This window comes from Pseudomonas sp. 4CAES_32.4 (genome assembly GCF_058136335.1).
This window is the reverse complement of sequence record NZ_CM176882.1, coordinates 839,947-854,520: the sequence shown is the minus strand read 5'-3', so window position 1 is coordinate 854,520 and position 14,574 is coordinate 839,947. Positions and strand designations below refer to the sequence as shown.

11 protein-coding genes and 1 other RNA gene are annotated in these 14,574 nt (G+C 59.1%); 11 read left to right on the top strand and 1 reads right to left on the bottom strand.

Translation table 11 applies throughout. The features are described 5' to 3' along the window. The first annotated feature begins 43 nt into the window (after positions 1–43). The 9 genes from AC3Y64_RS03715 (at position 44) to AC3Y64_RS03675 (ending at position 10,608) form a co-directional block, all read left to right on the top strand. Complete coding sequence (locus AC3Y64_RS03715) at positions 44–868, top strand: (Fe-S)-binding protein (protein WP_489986492.1); 825 nt, start codon at positions 44–46, stop codon at positions 866–868. After that, a complete protein-coding gene (locus AC3Y64_RS03710; protein WP_489986491.1) occupies positions 865–2,319 on the top strand; it encodes a LutB/LldF family L-lactate oxidation iron-sulfur protein in 1,455 nt (484 codons plus the stop codon). The genes AC3Y64_RS03715 and AC3Y64_RS03710 overlap by 4 nt, the downstream gene beginning before the upstream one ends. Beyond that, entirely contained in the window at positions 2,319–2,990 is a 672-nt protein-coding gene (locus AC3Y64_RS03705) for a LutC/YkgG family protein (protein ID WP_489986490.1), read from the top strand. The genes AC3Y64_RS03710 and AC3Y64_RS03705 overlap by 1 nt, the downstream gene beginning before the upstream one ends. Beyond that, complete coding sequence (locus AC3Y64_RS03700; RefSeq protein WP_489986489.1) at positions 2,987–5,797, top strand: FAD-binding and (Fe-S)-binding domain-containing protein; 2,811 nt, start codon at positions 2,987–2,989, stop codon at positions 5,795–5,797. Before AC3Y64_RS03705 ends, AC3Y64_RS03700 begins: the two co-directional genes overlap by 4 nt. Positions 5,798–5,929: 132 nt before the next feature. After that, on the top strand, positions 5,930–6,208 hold the full coding sequence (locus tag AC3Y64_RS03695) for a PA2433 domain-containing protein (protein WP_489986488.1): 279 nt from the start codon (positions 5,930–5,932) through the stop codon (positions 6,206–6,208). A gap of 95 nt (positions 6,209–6,303) precedes the next feature. Further along, positions 6,304–6,700, top strand: a transfer-messenger RNA (tmRNA) gene (gene ssrA, locus AC3Y64_RS03690). Between the two features lie 198 nt (positions 6,701–6,898). Then, positions 6,899–8,305, top strand: coding sequence for a DUF2252 domain-containing protein (locus tag AC3Y64_RS03685; protein WP_489986487.1), 1,407 nt, complete (start codon positions 6,899–6,901; stop codon positions 8,303–8,305). A 207-nt stretch (positions 8,306–8,512) separates the two neighbouring features. Next, entirely contained in the window at positions 8,513–9,100 is a 588-nt protein-coding gene (locus AC3Y64_RS03680) for a GNAT family N-acetyltransferase (protein WP_489986486.1), read from the top strand. 68 nt (positions 9,101–9,168) lie between these two features. After that, positions 9,169–10,608: an ArnT family glycosyltransferase gene (locus AC3Y64_RS03675; protein ID WP_489986485.1), complete on the top strand. Its 1,440-nt coding sequence runs from the start codon at positions 9,169–9,171 to the stop codon at positions 10,606–10,608. Between the two features lies 1 nt (position 10,609). Here the strand turns inward: AC3Y64_RS03675 and AC3Y64_RS03670 are convergent, their stop codons facing one another. Next, positions 10,610–11,833 carry an OprD family porin gene (locus tag AC3Y64_RS03670; RefSeq protein WP_489986484.1) on the bottom strand — a complete coding sequence of 408 codons (1,224 nt, stop codon included), beginning with the start codon at positions 11,831–11,833 and terminating at the stop codon, positions 10,610–10,612. Positions 11,834–12,062: 229 nt separating this feature from the next. Between AC3Y64_RS03670 and AC3Y64_RS03665 the strand changes: the two genes are divergently transcribed. Next, positions 12,063–12,968: a LysR family transcriptional regulator gene (locus AC3Y64_RS03665; protein WP_489986483.1), complete on the top strand. Its 906-nt coding sequence runs from the start codon at positions 12,063–12,065 to the stop codon at positions 12,966–12,968. Between the two features lie 132 nt (positions 12,969–13,100). Continuing rightward, positions 13,101–14,543, top strand: a complete 1,443-nt coding sequence (locus tag AC3Y64_RS03660) for a YfcC family protein (protein ID WP_489986482.1) — start codon at positions 13,101–13,103, stop codon at positions 14,541–14,543. Positions 14,544–14,574 lie beyond the last annotated feature (31 nt).

The window sequence follows — 14,574 nt, the reverse complement described above, 5'->3', positions numbered from 1 at the left end:
GCCGCAACAGACGGATAACCGGGACCACCCGGAGACACGCCTGATGAGCGAGCTTTTTTACAACGCTGTGCCGAACGCTACACGCGTGGCACCGCCACTGCCCGAACCTCGGCAATACCCCAGCGAGAAACCGTCGCGGGTCTATCTGTTCGGGACGTGTGTGGTCGACCTGTTCTACCCCGAAGCCGGGATGGACGCGATCCACTTGCTGGAACGCGAAGGCATCCGGGTCGAGTACCCGCAAGGGCAGAGTTGCTGCGGCCAACCCGCCTACACCTCGGGTTACACCGAGCAGGCGCGGACCGTGGCGCGCTCGCAACTGGCGCTGTTTGCCGGAGATTATCCGGTGGTGGTGCCGTCAGGTTCTTGCGCCGGCATGCTGCGCGAGCATTACGCCGACTTGTTCAGGGACGAGCCGGAAACGTTGAAACAGGTTCAGGCCCTCGCGGCTCGTACCTATGAACTGGCCGAGTTTCTGCTGTTCGTCTGCAAGGTGCAGCTCAAGGACAGCGGCGAGCCGGTCAAAGTCGCGCTGCACACTTCGTGTTCAGCACGCCGCGAGATGAACACTCACCTGCACGGCCGCGAGTTATTGGCGCAGTTGAGCAACGTGGAACGGGTCAACCACGACCACGAAAGCGAATGCTGTGGCTTCGGTGGGACATTCAGCGTCCGTATGCCAGACATTTCCGGGGCGATGGTGGCTGACAAGACCAAAGCGTTGAAGGATTCCGGCGCGCACAAGGTCTTGAGCGCTGATTGTGGCTGTTTGATGAACATCAACGGCGCATTGGAGAAACAAAAAGAAGCGCTGCGCGGGCAACATCTCGCCAGCTTCTTGTGGCAACGAACCGGGGGTGCGCAATGAGCACTTCCGCGATTATTCCTACGGTCGCCGTAGAAGAAGATTTCCGCACCCGGGCGCACAACGCCTTGGGTGATCAGCAGCTACGGAACAACTTCCGCACTGCCATGGATTCACTGATGGTCAAGCGGGCAGCCGCTTTCAGTGATCCCCATGAAAGAGAGCATTTGCGCGCACTGGGCAATTCGATCAAGGCCCGCGCGCTGTCCAAGTTGCCCGACCTGCTCGAGCAACTGGAAACAAACCTGACCCGCAACGGTGTGACAGTGCACTGGGCGGAAACGGTGGACGAGGCCAATGGCATCGTCTTATCGATCATCCGCGCTCACGAGGCGCGGCAAGTGATCAAGGGCAAATCGATGGTCAGCGAAGAGATGGAGATGAACCATTTCCTCGAGGCTCGGGACATTGAATGTCTGGAGTCCGATATGGGGGAATACATCGTCCAGCTCGACCACGAGAAGCCTTCACACATCATTATGCCGGCGATCCACAAGAATGCCGGTCAGGTCGCGTCCTTGTTCCACGACAAACTTGGCGTGGAATACACCAAGGACGTTGACCAACTCATTCAGATCGGTCGCAAAGTCCTGCGGCAGAAATTCTTCGAAGCGGACATCGGCGTCTCCGGTGTCAACTTCGCCGTGGCCGAAACCGGCACCCTGCTGCTGGTGGAAAACGAAGGCAACGGCCGCATGACCACCACCGTGCCGCCAGTGCACATCGCCGTCACCGGGATCGAAAAGGTTGTCGAAAACCTGCGTGACGTGGTGCCGCTGCTGTCACTGCTGACGCGCTCGGCGCTGGGCATTCCGATCACCACGTACGTCAACATGATCTCCGGCCCGCGCAAGGCGCATGAACTCGACGGCCCGCAGGAAGTGCATCTGGTGTTGCTCGACAACGGTCGCAGCCAGGCTTTCGCCGACAGCGAATTGCGCCAGACCTTGAACTGCATCCGCTGCGGCGCCTGCATGAATCATTGCCCGGTGTACACCCGCGTCGGTGGCCACACCTATGGCGAGGTGTATCCAGGACCGATCGGCAAAATCATCACGCCGCACATGGTCGGTCTGGCGAAAGTCCCGGATCACCCGAGCGCGTCATCGCTGTGCGGCGCTTGCGGTGAAGTCTGTCCGGTAAAAATTCCGATCCCGGCGATCCTCCGGCGCCTGCGCGAAGAAAACGTCAAAGCCCCTGACAGCCCGAATCAAGTGATGCGCGGCCAGGGCAGCAAGTATTCGCGCAAGGAACGTTTTATCTGGAATGCCTGGGCCAAGCTCAACAGCTCGCCAACCTTGTATCGAGTGTTCGGTTTCTTCGCCACGCGCCTGCGCGCACTGACCCCGAGCAACGTCGGCCCGTGGACACAAAACCACAGCGCGCCGAAACCCGCCGCCCGCTCACTGCATGACATGGCCCGCGAGCATCTGGCCAAAGAGGGAGACCGCTGATGAGCGCCAAGCAAAATATCCTCGGCAAACTGCGGAAAAGTCTGACCGGCACCACACCGATTGCCGACAACTTCGATGTCGATCTGGTGACGCAGCCTTACACCTACAGCGCCGAACAACGCATCCCGCAACTGCGCAAACTGATGGAGGCGGTGCACACCGAAATCCACCTGACTTCGGCAGAAGAATGGCCGGCGTTGCTTGCCCAATTACTGCGTGATCGTCAGTTGCCGAGCCTGTTGATCGCGCCGACGACAGCCCACGGGCAAAAAATCACACAGCACTGGGCGAACAATCCCGACCTGCCGACGCTGAAATCCTACGATCGGCCGATGGAAGAATGGAAAGCCGAGTTGTTCAACGATACCCCGGCCAGCCTCACCGGCACCCTCGGTGCCATCGCCGCTACCGGCAGCCTGATCATGTGGCCAACCCGTGAGGAACCGCGATTGATGAGCCTGGTGCCTCCGGTGCACTTCGCTTTGCTCAAGGCCAGTGAAATCCGCGACAACTTCTATCAGGTGCAGCAGGAATTCGAATGGGCGCAAGGCATGCCGACCAACGCGTTGCTGGTCTCTGGCCCGTCGAAAACCGCTGACATCGAGCAGGTACTGGCTTACGGCGCCCACGGACCGAAGGACCTGGTGGTTCTGATTCTGGAGGACCAATGACGCTTCCAGTGAATTTCCTGCGTGATGCGCAGCAACTGATTCCGTCCGAGCGCCGCTTTGATGATCCGTTATCGACGCTGGCTTTCGGCACCGATGCGAGTTTTTATCGGCTGATTCCGCAACTGGTGATTCGCGTCGAATCTGAAGACGAAGTGGTGGCACTGCTGAAACTGGCTCAGCGCGACCACGTTCCGGTGACCTTCCGTGCGGCCGGCACCAGCCTGTCCGGACAGGCGATCAGCGATTCGATTTTGATCGTGCTTGGGGATAACTGGAACGCTCGCGAAATCCGCGGCCAAGGCACGCAGATTCGTCTGCAACCGGGCGTGATCGGCGCACAGGCGAACGCCTGGCTGGCGCCGTTCGGGCGCAAGATCGGCCCGGATCCGGCGTCGATCAACGCCTGCAAAATCGGCGGCATCGTCGCCAACAACGCCAGCGGCATGTGCTGCGGCACCGCGCAAAACACCTATCACACCTTGGCCGGCATTCGCCTGGTGCTCGCCGATGGCTCGCGCCTGGATACCGAAGACGCTGCCAGTGTCGCGGCATTCCACGCCGGCCATGGCGAACTGCTCGAACGGCTGGCGACTTTAGGCCGCGAGACTCGTGCCAACGCCGAACTGGCTGCACGAATCCGCCACAAATACCGTCTGAAAAATACCACCGGCCTGTCGCTGAATGCCTTGGTGGATTTCGATGAGCCTGTGGATATCTTGAGCCACTTGCTGGTCGGTTCCGAGGGCACCCTCGGATTCATCAGTGCGGTGACTTATGACACCGTCATCGATCACCCGAACAAAGCCTCGGCGCTGATCGTTTTCCCGGATGTCGAAACCTGCTGCAACGCAGTGACTGTGCTGAAAAGCCAACCGGTCTCCGCCGTAGAATTGCTTGATCGCCGCAGCCTGCGCTCGGTGCAAAACAAACCGGGCATGCCTGCTTTCGTACAACAACTGTCGAACAATGCCTGCGCGCTGCTGATCGAATCCCGCGCGGCTTCTTCCACTTTGCTGCAGGAACAACTGGCGCAGATCATGGCCTCGCTCAGCGGTTTTCCGGTGGAGAAGCAGGTCGATTTCACCGAAGACCCTGCCGAGAACGCCAAGCTCTGGGCGATCCGCAAGGACACCTTCCCCGCCGTCGGCGCAGTTCGCAAAACCGGCACCACGGTGATCATCGAAGACGTGACCTTCCCGGTCGAACAACTGGCCATCGGCGTCAATCGCTTGATCGAGCTGTTCGACAAACATTCCTACGACGAAGCGATCCTTTTCGGACACGCGCTGGAAGGCAATCTGCACTTCGTCTTCACCCAAGGCTTCAACAACCCGGAAGAAGTCGCACGCTATCAAGCGTTCATGGACGACGTCGCGCAACTGGTCGCTGTGGAATTCGGCGGCTCGTTGAAGGCGGAACACGGCACCGGGCGCAACATGGCGCCATTCGTCGAACTGGAATGGGGTAGCGACGCCTATCAACTGATGTGGCAGCTCAAACGTCTGCTCGATCCAAACGGCATTCTCAACCCGGACGTGGTGCTCAGCGAAGATCCGCAGATCCATCTCAAGCATCTGAAACCGCTGCCTGCAGCCGATGAGATTGTGGATAAGTGCATCGAGTGTGGCTTTTGCGAGCCTGTCTGCCCGTCAAAAGGCCTGACCTTGAGCCCGCGGCAACGCATCGTGATCTGGCGCGACATTCAGGCGAAGAAACGTGCCGGCGTCGACACCACGGAACTGGAAAAAGCCTACGAGTACCAAGGCATCGAAACCTGCGCCGCCACCGGCCTGTGTGCGCAACGTTGCCCTGTAGGCATCAACACCGGTGAGCTGGTGAAAAAACTGCGTGGCCGACACGCAACGCATCAGAAAACCGCTGACTGGATTGAAGGAAATTTCGCCAAGACTCTGCAGGGCGCACGCTTCACTTTGCACGTGGCCAACGGTGCGCGAATGATGCTCGGCGCACCGCGTCTGGCGAAACTTTCGGCAACGATTACGCGCCTGTCCAAGGGCCAGGTGCCGCTGTGGACCAATGCGATGCCGCAACCCGAGAAAGCCATTCGCTTCTGCCCCAGCGTTTCGGACGAACGCCCGCGCGTGGTGTATCTGGCCGCGTGTGTGTCGCGGGTCATGGGCCCGGCGGCGGGCGATAAAGAGCAGATGTCGCTGTACGACAAAACCCGAGGGTTACTGGAAAAGGCCGGTTACCAAGTGGTCTTCCCGGACAATCAGGACAACCTCTGCTGCGGTCAGCCGTTCGCCTCGAAAGGCTACGCCGAACAGGCCGAACACAAGCGCCAAGAGTTGATCAGCGCGCTACTGCAGGCCAGTCGCGGCGGACTCGATCCGATCTATTGCGACACCAGTCCATGCACGCTGCGGCTGGTGCAGGACGTAGGAGAAACCCGTCTGGATCTGTACGACCCGGTGCGCTTCATCCGTACGCATCTTCTTGATCGTTTGGAGTTCACCCCGCAAGACGCACCAATCGCCGTGCACGTGACCTGCAGCACCCAGCATCTGGGCGAAAGCCAGGCGTTGATTGATCTGGCGCGCAAGTGCAGCAAAACCGTGGTGATCCCGGAAGGCATACATTGCTGCGGGTTTGCTGGCGATAAAGGCTTCACCACACCAGAGCTGAACAGCCATTCGCTGCGCACGCTCAAGGACGCGGTGCAGCATTGCAGCGAGGGGATTTCCACCAGCCGTACCTGCGAGATCGGTCTGACGCAACACGGCGGAATCGACTATCACGGGCTGGTCTATCTGGTGGACCGAGTGACGCGTGCAAAGACCTGCTGAAGAAAAATAGAACCCTTGAGTCCGGCTGTAGTCCACAGATTAACCCCGACTGATCGGGGTTTTTCATCCATTCAGTTGCCCGTCCTGACGGCCAGCGAAGTCTGGACCCCCACTCGGTTCAAGGAGATACACATGAAACGTTCTGTACTGTTAGGTCTGTTCGTTACTGCATCGATGATGGCTTCCACTTCCTTTGCCGCCGACAAGCCTGCTGACCTGTGTGATGCCAATATTCAGACCATCAACAATATGAAGGGCCAACTGGCGGCAAAGCCAGAACTGAGCCAAAAAGCAGAAGCCACTGTGACCAGAGCGCACGACCTCAAGGCTAAAGGCCAAATCGATAACTGCGTTGCGGAAACCTCGCAACTCATCTCGGACCTTCAAAAAGCAGCCGGCACCAACAACTGATCAGCGCCCGGCCAACCTTCGGGTTGGCCTTAGGGGCTGATTGGCGTACACTGCACACGCTTGTTGCTCAAACAGATGTACTGAGCAATGAGTTCGGGGCCGTTTAGGATTCGACGCCGGTTGCGAAACTTTAGGTGCATGCCGACTTGGTAACAGAAGTCGTAAATCCACTGTTGCAACTACTTATAGTTGCCAATGACGAAAACTACGGCCAGGAATTCGCTCTCGCTGCGTAAGCAGCCTTAGCCCTGAGCTTCTGGTACCTTCGGGTCCAGCAATCACCAGGGGATGTCTGTAAACCCAAAGTGATTGTCATATAGAACAGAATCGCCGTGCAGTACGTTGTGGACGAAGCGGCTAAAACTTACACAACTCGCCCAAAGCACCCTGCCCTTCGGGTCGCTGAGGGTTAACTTAATAGAAACGGCTACGCATGTAGTACCGACAGCGGAGTACTGGCGGACGGGGGTTCAAATCCCCCCGGCTCCACCAACTCAACAACAAAGCCCGCCAAGTGCGGGCTTTGTCGCATCTGGAGATCCCGCGCTGCGGCTGATCTCCCGGAAACGTATCCCCAACGCCTGGCAAAACGCCGGGCTTTTTTATGCCGGCGGCAAGCTCTGATATCAGCGGATAAAAGCACAAAACGCTTCTACACTCACAGCGCGCCCTCCGCCGAACCGAGTCCTCATGACTTCCCTGAAAGACCGCCTGCAACAAGGCAAAGACGCTCGCCAGAACTGCCCACGCAGTTCTCAGGCTGTCGCCGGCAAAATGAACCGTGATCCGATCCCGCTGATCCAGGCGTCAAGCCAGGGCCGGGTCGAGTCGCTGGTCGAGCTGCGTTATGGGCGCATGCTGGTGTCACCGTTCACTTTCTTTCGCGGCAACGCGTTGCTGCAGGCACACGATCTGTCGAGTACGGCGACCATGGGGCTGAATCTGCCGATCTGTGGTGATTGTCACCTGATGAACTTCGGTGGTTTCGCTACGCCGGAGCGCAACCTGTTGTTCAGCGTCAATGATTTCGACGAGGCGCATCCCGGGCCTTGGGAGTGGGATCTGAAGCGCCTGGCGGCGAGTTTTGTGGTGGCTGCGCGGGATCTGCGCCATGGCAACTCAGTCGAGGAAGAAGTGTGCCGCGATATGGTCGGCGCCTATCAGGCAACTTTGCTGGAGTGCGCCGAGCAAAGCTCATTGGAGAACTGGTACGAGTCGATCAGCTACAACGACCTGCTGGCTCAGGCGCGCAAGAGCACCCTTGAGCATGTCGAGCGTGCCATCGAGAAAGCCGAGCGGCGTACGCACGCGGAGCTGCTGCCGAAGATCAGCGAGCGCGACCAGGATGGGCGTCTGATCATTCGCGATGACTTGCCGGAAATTTTCCATCTGCACAAAAACACTACGCTACTGGACGCCGAGGATGACTGGCTGCGACTGTCGGATTGGCGTCCGCTGTACGACACGTTCATGCGCGATTATCGCGGCACGCTACAACCCGATCGGCGCGAGCTGTTGTCGCGCTTTCATGTGCACGACATGGCGTTCAAAGTGGTCGGCGTTGGCAGTGTCGGCACGCGCTGTCTGGTGGCGTTGTTGACTGACGATCAGGGGTTTCCGCTGTTCCTGCAATTCAAGGAGGCGCGGCGTTCGGTGCTCGCCGCTTATGTGAAAAGCAAATCACGGGTCCGCCACGAGGGTCAGCGAGTGGTTGAGGGCCAGCGTTTGATGCAAGCGGCCAGCGACCTGTTTCTCGGCTGGGCCACGGGGCCTCATGGTCGGCATTTCTATGTCCGGCAATTGCGCGACATGAAGATTTCTGCCGAGCTGGAAACCTTCGACACCGAAACCTTCGCTGCCTATGGTCGGGTGTGTGGCCGTGCGCTGGCTCGCGCCCATGCCAAGGCGTCGGGGCTGGCGGCGCAGATCAGCGGTTATATCGGCAAGGGCGAGGCCCTGGCCGATGCCCTGCTGAAGTACGCGCAACACTACGCCTCGCAGAACGAACGCGACTTCGAACGCTTCCAGTTGGCCTGTCGCAAGGGCCATCTGCGCGCACGCTCGGAAGCTGATTTCGCCGCCGCCTATCTGCCTTGAACTGGGCTAGAGCGGCCGCTACTGAAATGAATTTTTCTTCACTGCCCCTTCACATTCAAACCTGTAAAGTCGGCTCGCTCATTCAAGAAACTACGGTTCGCCCGCGGCTCTCCCGCGGGCTTTTTTTTGCCTGAAAATCATCACCACTTGCCGTCCCCCAGGCAATTGCGCGACGCTGCCGGTAGACCCTTCGCCAAGGAGTGCCCGATGCCGCTGCTGTCTCTGCCCTGCCAACGCTTGACGCTGGCGATTCTCGCCCCGGATCAGGCCGGTCTCGAGAGTGCGTTCTACCAACGCAACCTGCGCCACCTCGCCCCTTGGTCGCCGATTCGCACCACTGAATATTTTTCCACCGAGCAGATTCGCCGACGTCTGGAGATTCAGGCCAGCGCCTTTGAGGCCGGGCTGGCGATGCATTTCGCGTTGTTGACTCAGGATGGCCAGCAAATGATTGGCGCGTGTAATTTCAGCGGCATCATTCGCGGCGCGTTTCAGGCCTGTTATCTCGGTTATCACATCGACGAAGCCCATCAGGGCCAGGGTTTGATGCGCGAAGCGCTGGAGGCCGGGATCGGCTATATGTTCGACACGCAGAACCTGCACCGGATCATGGCCAACTACATTCCCGGCAACGAACGCAGCGCGCGACTGCTGGAGAAACTGGGGTTTGAACGGGAGGGTTATGCCAAGGCCTACCTGAACATTGCCGGGCGCTGGCAGGATCATGTGCTGACGTCGCTGGTCAATCCCGTGTTCGAAACGCCGGACAAGCGCTGGTCACGATCATTGGCGTGAGCTTCACGATTTGTTCAGCAATGGCGACGTATGCTCGAGGGTCCCGCTTCCTTCGGTAGCCTGAAACCATGTCGCGTGCCGCCTCTTCGCTGTTTCTGCTTGCCGCCCTGCTGTTTTTCTTCGCGTTGGGCGGTCATCAATTGCAGGGTTCCACCGAAGCCCGCGTCGCCGGCATCGCCATGGAAATGCACCTGGACAACGACTGGGTGACGCCGCGCCTGTTCGGCGAACCGTTTCTGGAAAAACCGCCGCTGAGTCTGTGGCTTGATGCCGGCGCCATGCGCGTGTTCGGTGTATCGCCTTGGTCGGTTCGGCTGGCATCGGCGGTGGCCGGATTGCTCAGTGTGATGATGCTGTATGGCCTGTTGCGACGTTTCGAACGGCCGAAGCGGATCGCGTGGACGGCGGGGATTTTGCTGGCAACCATGGCCAGCTACTGGAGCAACGTGCGCGGCGTCGGCGAAGACGCGCTGCTCGCGCTCGGCGTGACGATGGCATTGCTGGCGTTCTTCCAGGCGCAACGTGCATTGACCGCCGGCAACTCGCTGCTGTTCGTCATTGGGATCGCCATTGCCACATTGAGCAAGGGTGTCCTGGGGCTGGCAATGCCGGGGGTGGTGATTTTCGCTTATCTGCTGGCCGATACCTTGATCGAAAAACGCCTGAAAATCGCTGATTGGGTGCGGCCGGGGCTGCTGACCGTGGTCGGGCTGATTCCGCTATTGATCTGGCTGGTTGTGCTTTATCAGCATGGCGGAGCGCAAGCGGTCAGAGAAGTGTTGCTGACCAACAGCGTCGGTCGTTTCAGCGGGTCGTTCATCGAGGCCGGGCATTACGAGCCGTTCTATTACTACCTCGCCAAACTGCCGCAAGCGTTTTTGCCGTGGAACATCCTGGTGTATCTGGGGCTGTGGCATTTCCGCAAACAGCTCAAGACCAATCGTTATCTGCTGTTTTTCAGCCTGTGGATGGTTGCGCAGTTCATCATGCTGACGTTGGCGTCGAGCAAACGCACGGTGTACCTGATGTCGATAACCCCGGCGGCAGCGGTGATTGCGGCGGAGTACGCAGGCGTACTCTTCGACAAGCTGAAAGCCTACGAATCGAGCCACAGCTTTGTCGGCCGAATCGCTCGTCATCGTCAGACATTGGCAGCCAGCATTCTGACCGTGGTGATCGCCAGCTATCTCGGCGCCGCTCAATGGGCGTTGCCAAACGCCGATAAACACCTGTCGTTCCTGCCGCTGACCGAACACATTCAAGCGCTGCAAGCGGACGGTCATCAGGTGGCGTTGTTTCAAGCCAACGAACGAGTGGGCGGCGCCAGCGTTTTCTATACGCAGAGCGTGCTAAAGGGTCTGGATACCGAGGCGCAGTTGCGGGAGTTTCTTAGCGTTTCTTCAACCAATGTGGCGGTTATTGCCGCAGATATCGAACCCACCGCCCCAGTGAAAGTGCTGAAGACCATGAAGGTCGGGCGGCAGGCGTATTACTTCGTCGGTTACTGAATCACCACAAGGCAATGTCATAGGTCAGGTACAGGCGATAGTTGTCGCGATCACTGGCATAGGTCGAGCGATAAGTGGCCTTGCGCATTTCAATGCCTAAGCCTTTGAGTACGCTGCTTTGAATGACGTAGCGCAAGTTGGTGTCAGCCTCCCACTCCCTGGCGTCGCGGCCCTTGTAGTCGCCGTTCTCACCTTTGTAGTAACGGGTCATCAGGCTCAGGCCGGGCAAAATGGCGGCGAAGTCATAGTCGTACCTCAGCATCCACGTTTGTTCACCAGCCTGGATGAATTTTCCGACACCTGCGTTGGAGAAGGAGTACACCGTAGACACACTGGTGTAGGGCAATGCGGTGTCGCCACTGACCTTTTGATAGCCAACGCCCAAGGCATGCGCGCCGAGGCGATAGGTGAACAAGCCGCTGAACATATCGGCATCGACCGCGCCGTTGCGTGCTTCCCCGGCATCGTCGCTGATGAAGTAGCGCAAATCGCTGGTCAGACTGCCGCCGCCTAGCGGCAGTTTGTGCGCCAGGCCGAGAAACTGCTGCCGATAGAACTCGCGCATCTCACCGTAATACCAGGTACCGCTCAAGTTCGGCGTGAACTTGTAGCTGGCGCCGGCAAAATCGAAGTCGGTGCCTTTGCTGCCGGAGTAACCCTGCGGATAGAGATCGACGCTGTCGGTGGAGTTGCGCTGCTTGAATTTGTCCAGATGACCGCTGTGCAAATACAGGTCACGGATGCCGCTGTACTCGATTTGCGTGCCGCGAAACGTCTGCGGCAACAGGCGACCGTCGTTGTAGACCAGTACCGGAATCTTCGGCATCAGGTTGCCGGTCTTGATGACCGCTTCGCCAATGCGCATTTTTGCGGTCACTCCCAGACTGGAAAAACCGTCCGCTGCGTGACCGTCATCGTGCACCGGCAGCAAACCGGTGCCGGCGTGGGTTGGACTGGAATCAAGTTTCAGACCGGCCAGCCCCAATGCGTCCAGACCGAAGCCGACCGCACCTTCGGTGTAGCCCGATTGCAAGTTGAGCAGAAAGCCCTGGGCCCACTCTTTGCGATCTTCGCCGCCATCGCGATAACCGTCGTTGAAGTAGTAATTGCGCAAGGTCAGTTTGCCTTGCGAATCGGCAAAGAAACCTTCAGCCATCAGCTCTGGCGACAAGCTCGCCAGCAATCCTGCGGACACAATGCCGCCTCTCGTGAACAGTCCACGCATGGTGTTTTCCTCAGCCCCGCATTGTCGGTTTTATGGGCAGTCGCAAAGGTCCCGCAAGCGGGATTGATCTGGTTTTTGTAGTGCTGCACGGCTGGACTCAACAGCGCATTGCGGCGGACACTAACGGCTCGACAGCGCGTCCACAACGTTATGCGAGAAGCGCATCAAGCTATGCGAAAGCGGGTTTTTCGCAGGCCTGCACCGTTACAGAACCATGGGAATCGTCAGCGTGAACCTCAAACAACTCGAGGCTTTCAAAGCCATCATGGCCACCGGTTCGACCATCGGCGCGGCCACTCGCATGGGGCTTTCGCAATCGGCGGTGAGTCGCTTGCTGACACAATTCGAAGAGACCCTGGGCTTCGCTTTGTTCCTGCGCAAGAAGGGGCGTTTGATGGCCACACCGGAAGCCGAAGAGCTGCTCGCCGAGGTCTCAGGATTAGTGGATGGCCTGCAGCGCATTCAACGCATGGCCGATGAATTGCGCATCGGTCGCTCGCACAAGAGTCTGCTCAAGGTTGCCGTTCCAACCAGCATGACCCAAGAGCTGCTACCAAAAATCGTTGCCGAATTTCTCAAGAGTCACGATGACATCGTGGTCGAGTTGCTCACCGGCTCCTACGACACCATTGAGCGCGCCGTGCTCGACCGTTCTGCCGATCTCGGTTTTGTCCGCCTGCCCACCGAACTGCCGGACTTCGACATCGAGCCGCTGCTGGAAACCGAAGGTGTTTGCGTGATGCCCGCTGATCATCCGCTGACGCGCTACCCGGTGATCGACGTGCAGCATCTGCGCAATGTGCCGCTGGTGTTGCTGGGCCGGCAACGGGCCTTGCGTGCGGAGCTCAATCAGGTGTTTCGCGCGGTCAACCTGACGCCGCAAGTGCGTATCGAAGTGCACTCGGTCGGCGCCGCATGCAGCTTCGTCGCGCAAGGTTTGGGAGTGTCGATCGTCAACGGATTGCTCGCCAGTCACTTCGCCCATTTGCCCATCGTCACGCGCCCCTTCCAGCCAACATTGCGCTATGAATTCGGTTTGGCATTCCGCCGCGACGAGCAGCGTTCGCCCCTCGTCAGCGCATTCGCCAGCCACCTCAAACAACGTCTGGGCGAGTCGATCAATCCCGTGCAATAAGCTCGCTCAAAGCAGAAAACGCATAGCCTGACCCGCTCCTCGCATAACGTTGTCGCCCCTTGGCGTTTGCCCTAGTGTCTGCCCCATCGAAGTGTCGACACCCAAAACAAAAACGCCAAAGGGCTCACCGCCATGTCCCAGATCAGCCTCACCCAACCGGATGCTGCCGACAGTCAGTCGCAGCCGGACAAGCAGACTCCACGTAAAACCATCAACCCGGCGATCATCCTGTTGAGCATCGTTTTGCTCGCGGTCGGCTTCACCTATGCGGTCCACTCCGGCACTTTCGAGCGCCAGAACGGGCTGGTGGTGCCGGGCTCCTATCAAGTCCTGGAAAAGAGCCATTCCCTCAGCCAGCTGTTCGCTGTCGAGCCGCGCGTGGCCAAGGACCCGGTCGCCAGACCGGTGTCACTGATCGAAGGCTTCATGGCGATTCCGCAAGGCATCGAAAAGCGTGCCGGGCTGATTTTCATGGTGCTGTTTATCGGCGGCATGTTTGGCGTGCTGAATAAGGCCGGAGTGATCGACGCCGGGCTCGAACGCTTGCTCGGCATGACCCGCGGCAACATCTATGTACTGGTACCGATGCTGATGCTGGTGTTCTCAGCCGGCAGTACGTTTATGGGGTTGGCCAAGGAATTCATTCTGATCGTGCCGCTGATGGTGGCGATGGCCAATCGGCTGGGGCTGTCGAACCTGATCGGCCTGGCCATCGTGTGCATCTCGGTGAAGATCGGCTATCTGGCGTCGATCACCAATCCGGTCGCGCTGTCGGTAGCGCAACCGATGGTCGGCCTGCCGATTTTCAGCGGGATGAGCATGCGCATCGCGGCTTATGCGCTGTTCCTCAGTGTCGGGATCGTGTTTGTGTTGTGGAGCATTCGTCGCCACGGCTACGACCACAGCGCCGTCATCACCTTCGAACACAAACCGCTGCCGCTGCGCCATTTGCTCAACCTGTTGGTGCTGGCTTTTGGCGTCGGTTTCATGGTGTTTGCCTCGCATCGCTGGGGCTGGAAATACCATGAGCTGTCGGCGTTCTATCTGCTCCTGAGCGTGGTCTTCGCGGCGATCCACGGCATGGGCGCGAGCACCGCCGCCAGCGCTTTTGTCGACGGGATGAAAAAGGTTCTGATCGCCGGCGTGCTGATCGGGCTGGCGACGGCGGTGGAAATCATCCTCAGCACCGGCCAGGTGCTCGACACCATCGTCAACGGCTTGGCCAGCGTGGTCAGCGACCACGGCCCGGTCGTTTCGGCCTACGCGATGTTCTTCTCGCAACTGGGTCTGGACGTATTGATTCCATCCACCTCCGGTCAGGCCGCCGTGACCATGCCGATCTTCGGCCCGCTCGGCCAGCTCTCCGGTGTCAGTCCGCAAACCACGGTGTACGCGTTTTTGCTGGGCAACGGTTTGACCAACATGATCACGCCAACTTCCAGCGGTTTGCTGGTGCTGCTCGCCACCGCACAAGTGGGCTGGGGCCAGTGGGCGCGCTACATCCTGCCGCTTTTCCTGATCTATGCGGTGCTGGCGATGGTGCTGCTGGCGGTGGCCGTGTCTACCGGTTATTGAGTATCCGGGCGCCTGCAGCCAACGCGACAGG

Coding starts and splice junctions, on each gene's coding strand:
- AC3Y64_RS03705 (WP_489986490.1), top strand. CDS start 2,319: ATGAGCGCCAAGCAAAATATCCTCGGCAAACTGCGGAAAAGTCTGACC.
- AC3Y64_RS03670 (WP_489986484.1), bottom strand. CDS start 11,833: ATGCGTGGACTGTTCACGAGAGGCGGCATTGTGTCCGCAGGATTGCTG.
- AC3Y64_RS03675 (WP_489986485.1), top strand. CDS start 9,169: ATGTCGCGTGCCGCCTCTTCGCTGTTTCTGCTTGCCGCCCTGCTGTTT.
- AC3Y64_RS03695 (WP_489986488.1), top strand. CDS start 5,930: ATGAAACGTTCTGTACTGTTAGGTCTGTTCGTTACTGCATCGATGATG.
- AC3Y64_RS03660 (WP_489986482.1), top strand. CDS start 13,101: ATGTCCCAGATCAGCCTCACCCAACCGGATGCTGCCGACAGTCAGTCG.
- AC3Y64_RS03685 (WP_489986487.1), top strand. CDS start 6,899: ATGACTTCCCTGAAAGACCGCCTGCAACAAGGCAAAGACGCTCGCCAG.
- AC3Y64_RS03715 (WP_489986492.1), top strand. CDS start 44: ATGAGCGAGCTTTTTTACAACGCTGTGCCGAACGCTACACGCGTGGCA.
- AC3Y64_RS03680 (WP_489986486.1), top strand. CDS start 8,513: ATGCCGCTGCTGTCTCTGCCCTGCCAACGCTTGACGCTGGCGATTCTC.
- AC3Y64_RS03700 (WP_489986489.1), top strand. CDS start 2,987: ATGACGCTTCCAGTGAATTTCCTGCGTGATGCGCAGCAACTGATTCCG.
- AC3Y64_RS03710 (WP_489986491.1), top strand. CDS start 865: ATGAGCACTTCCGCGATTATTCCTACGGTCGCCGTAGAAGAAGATTTC.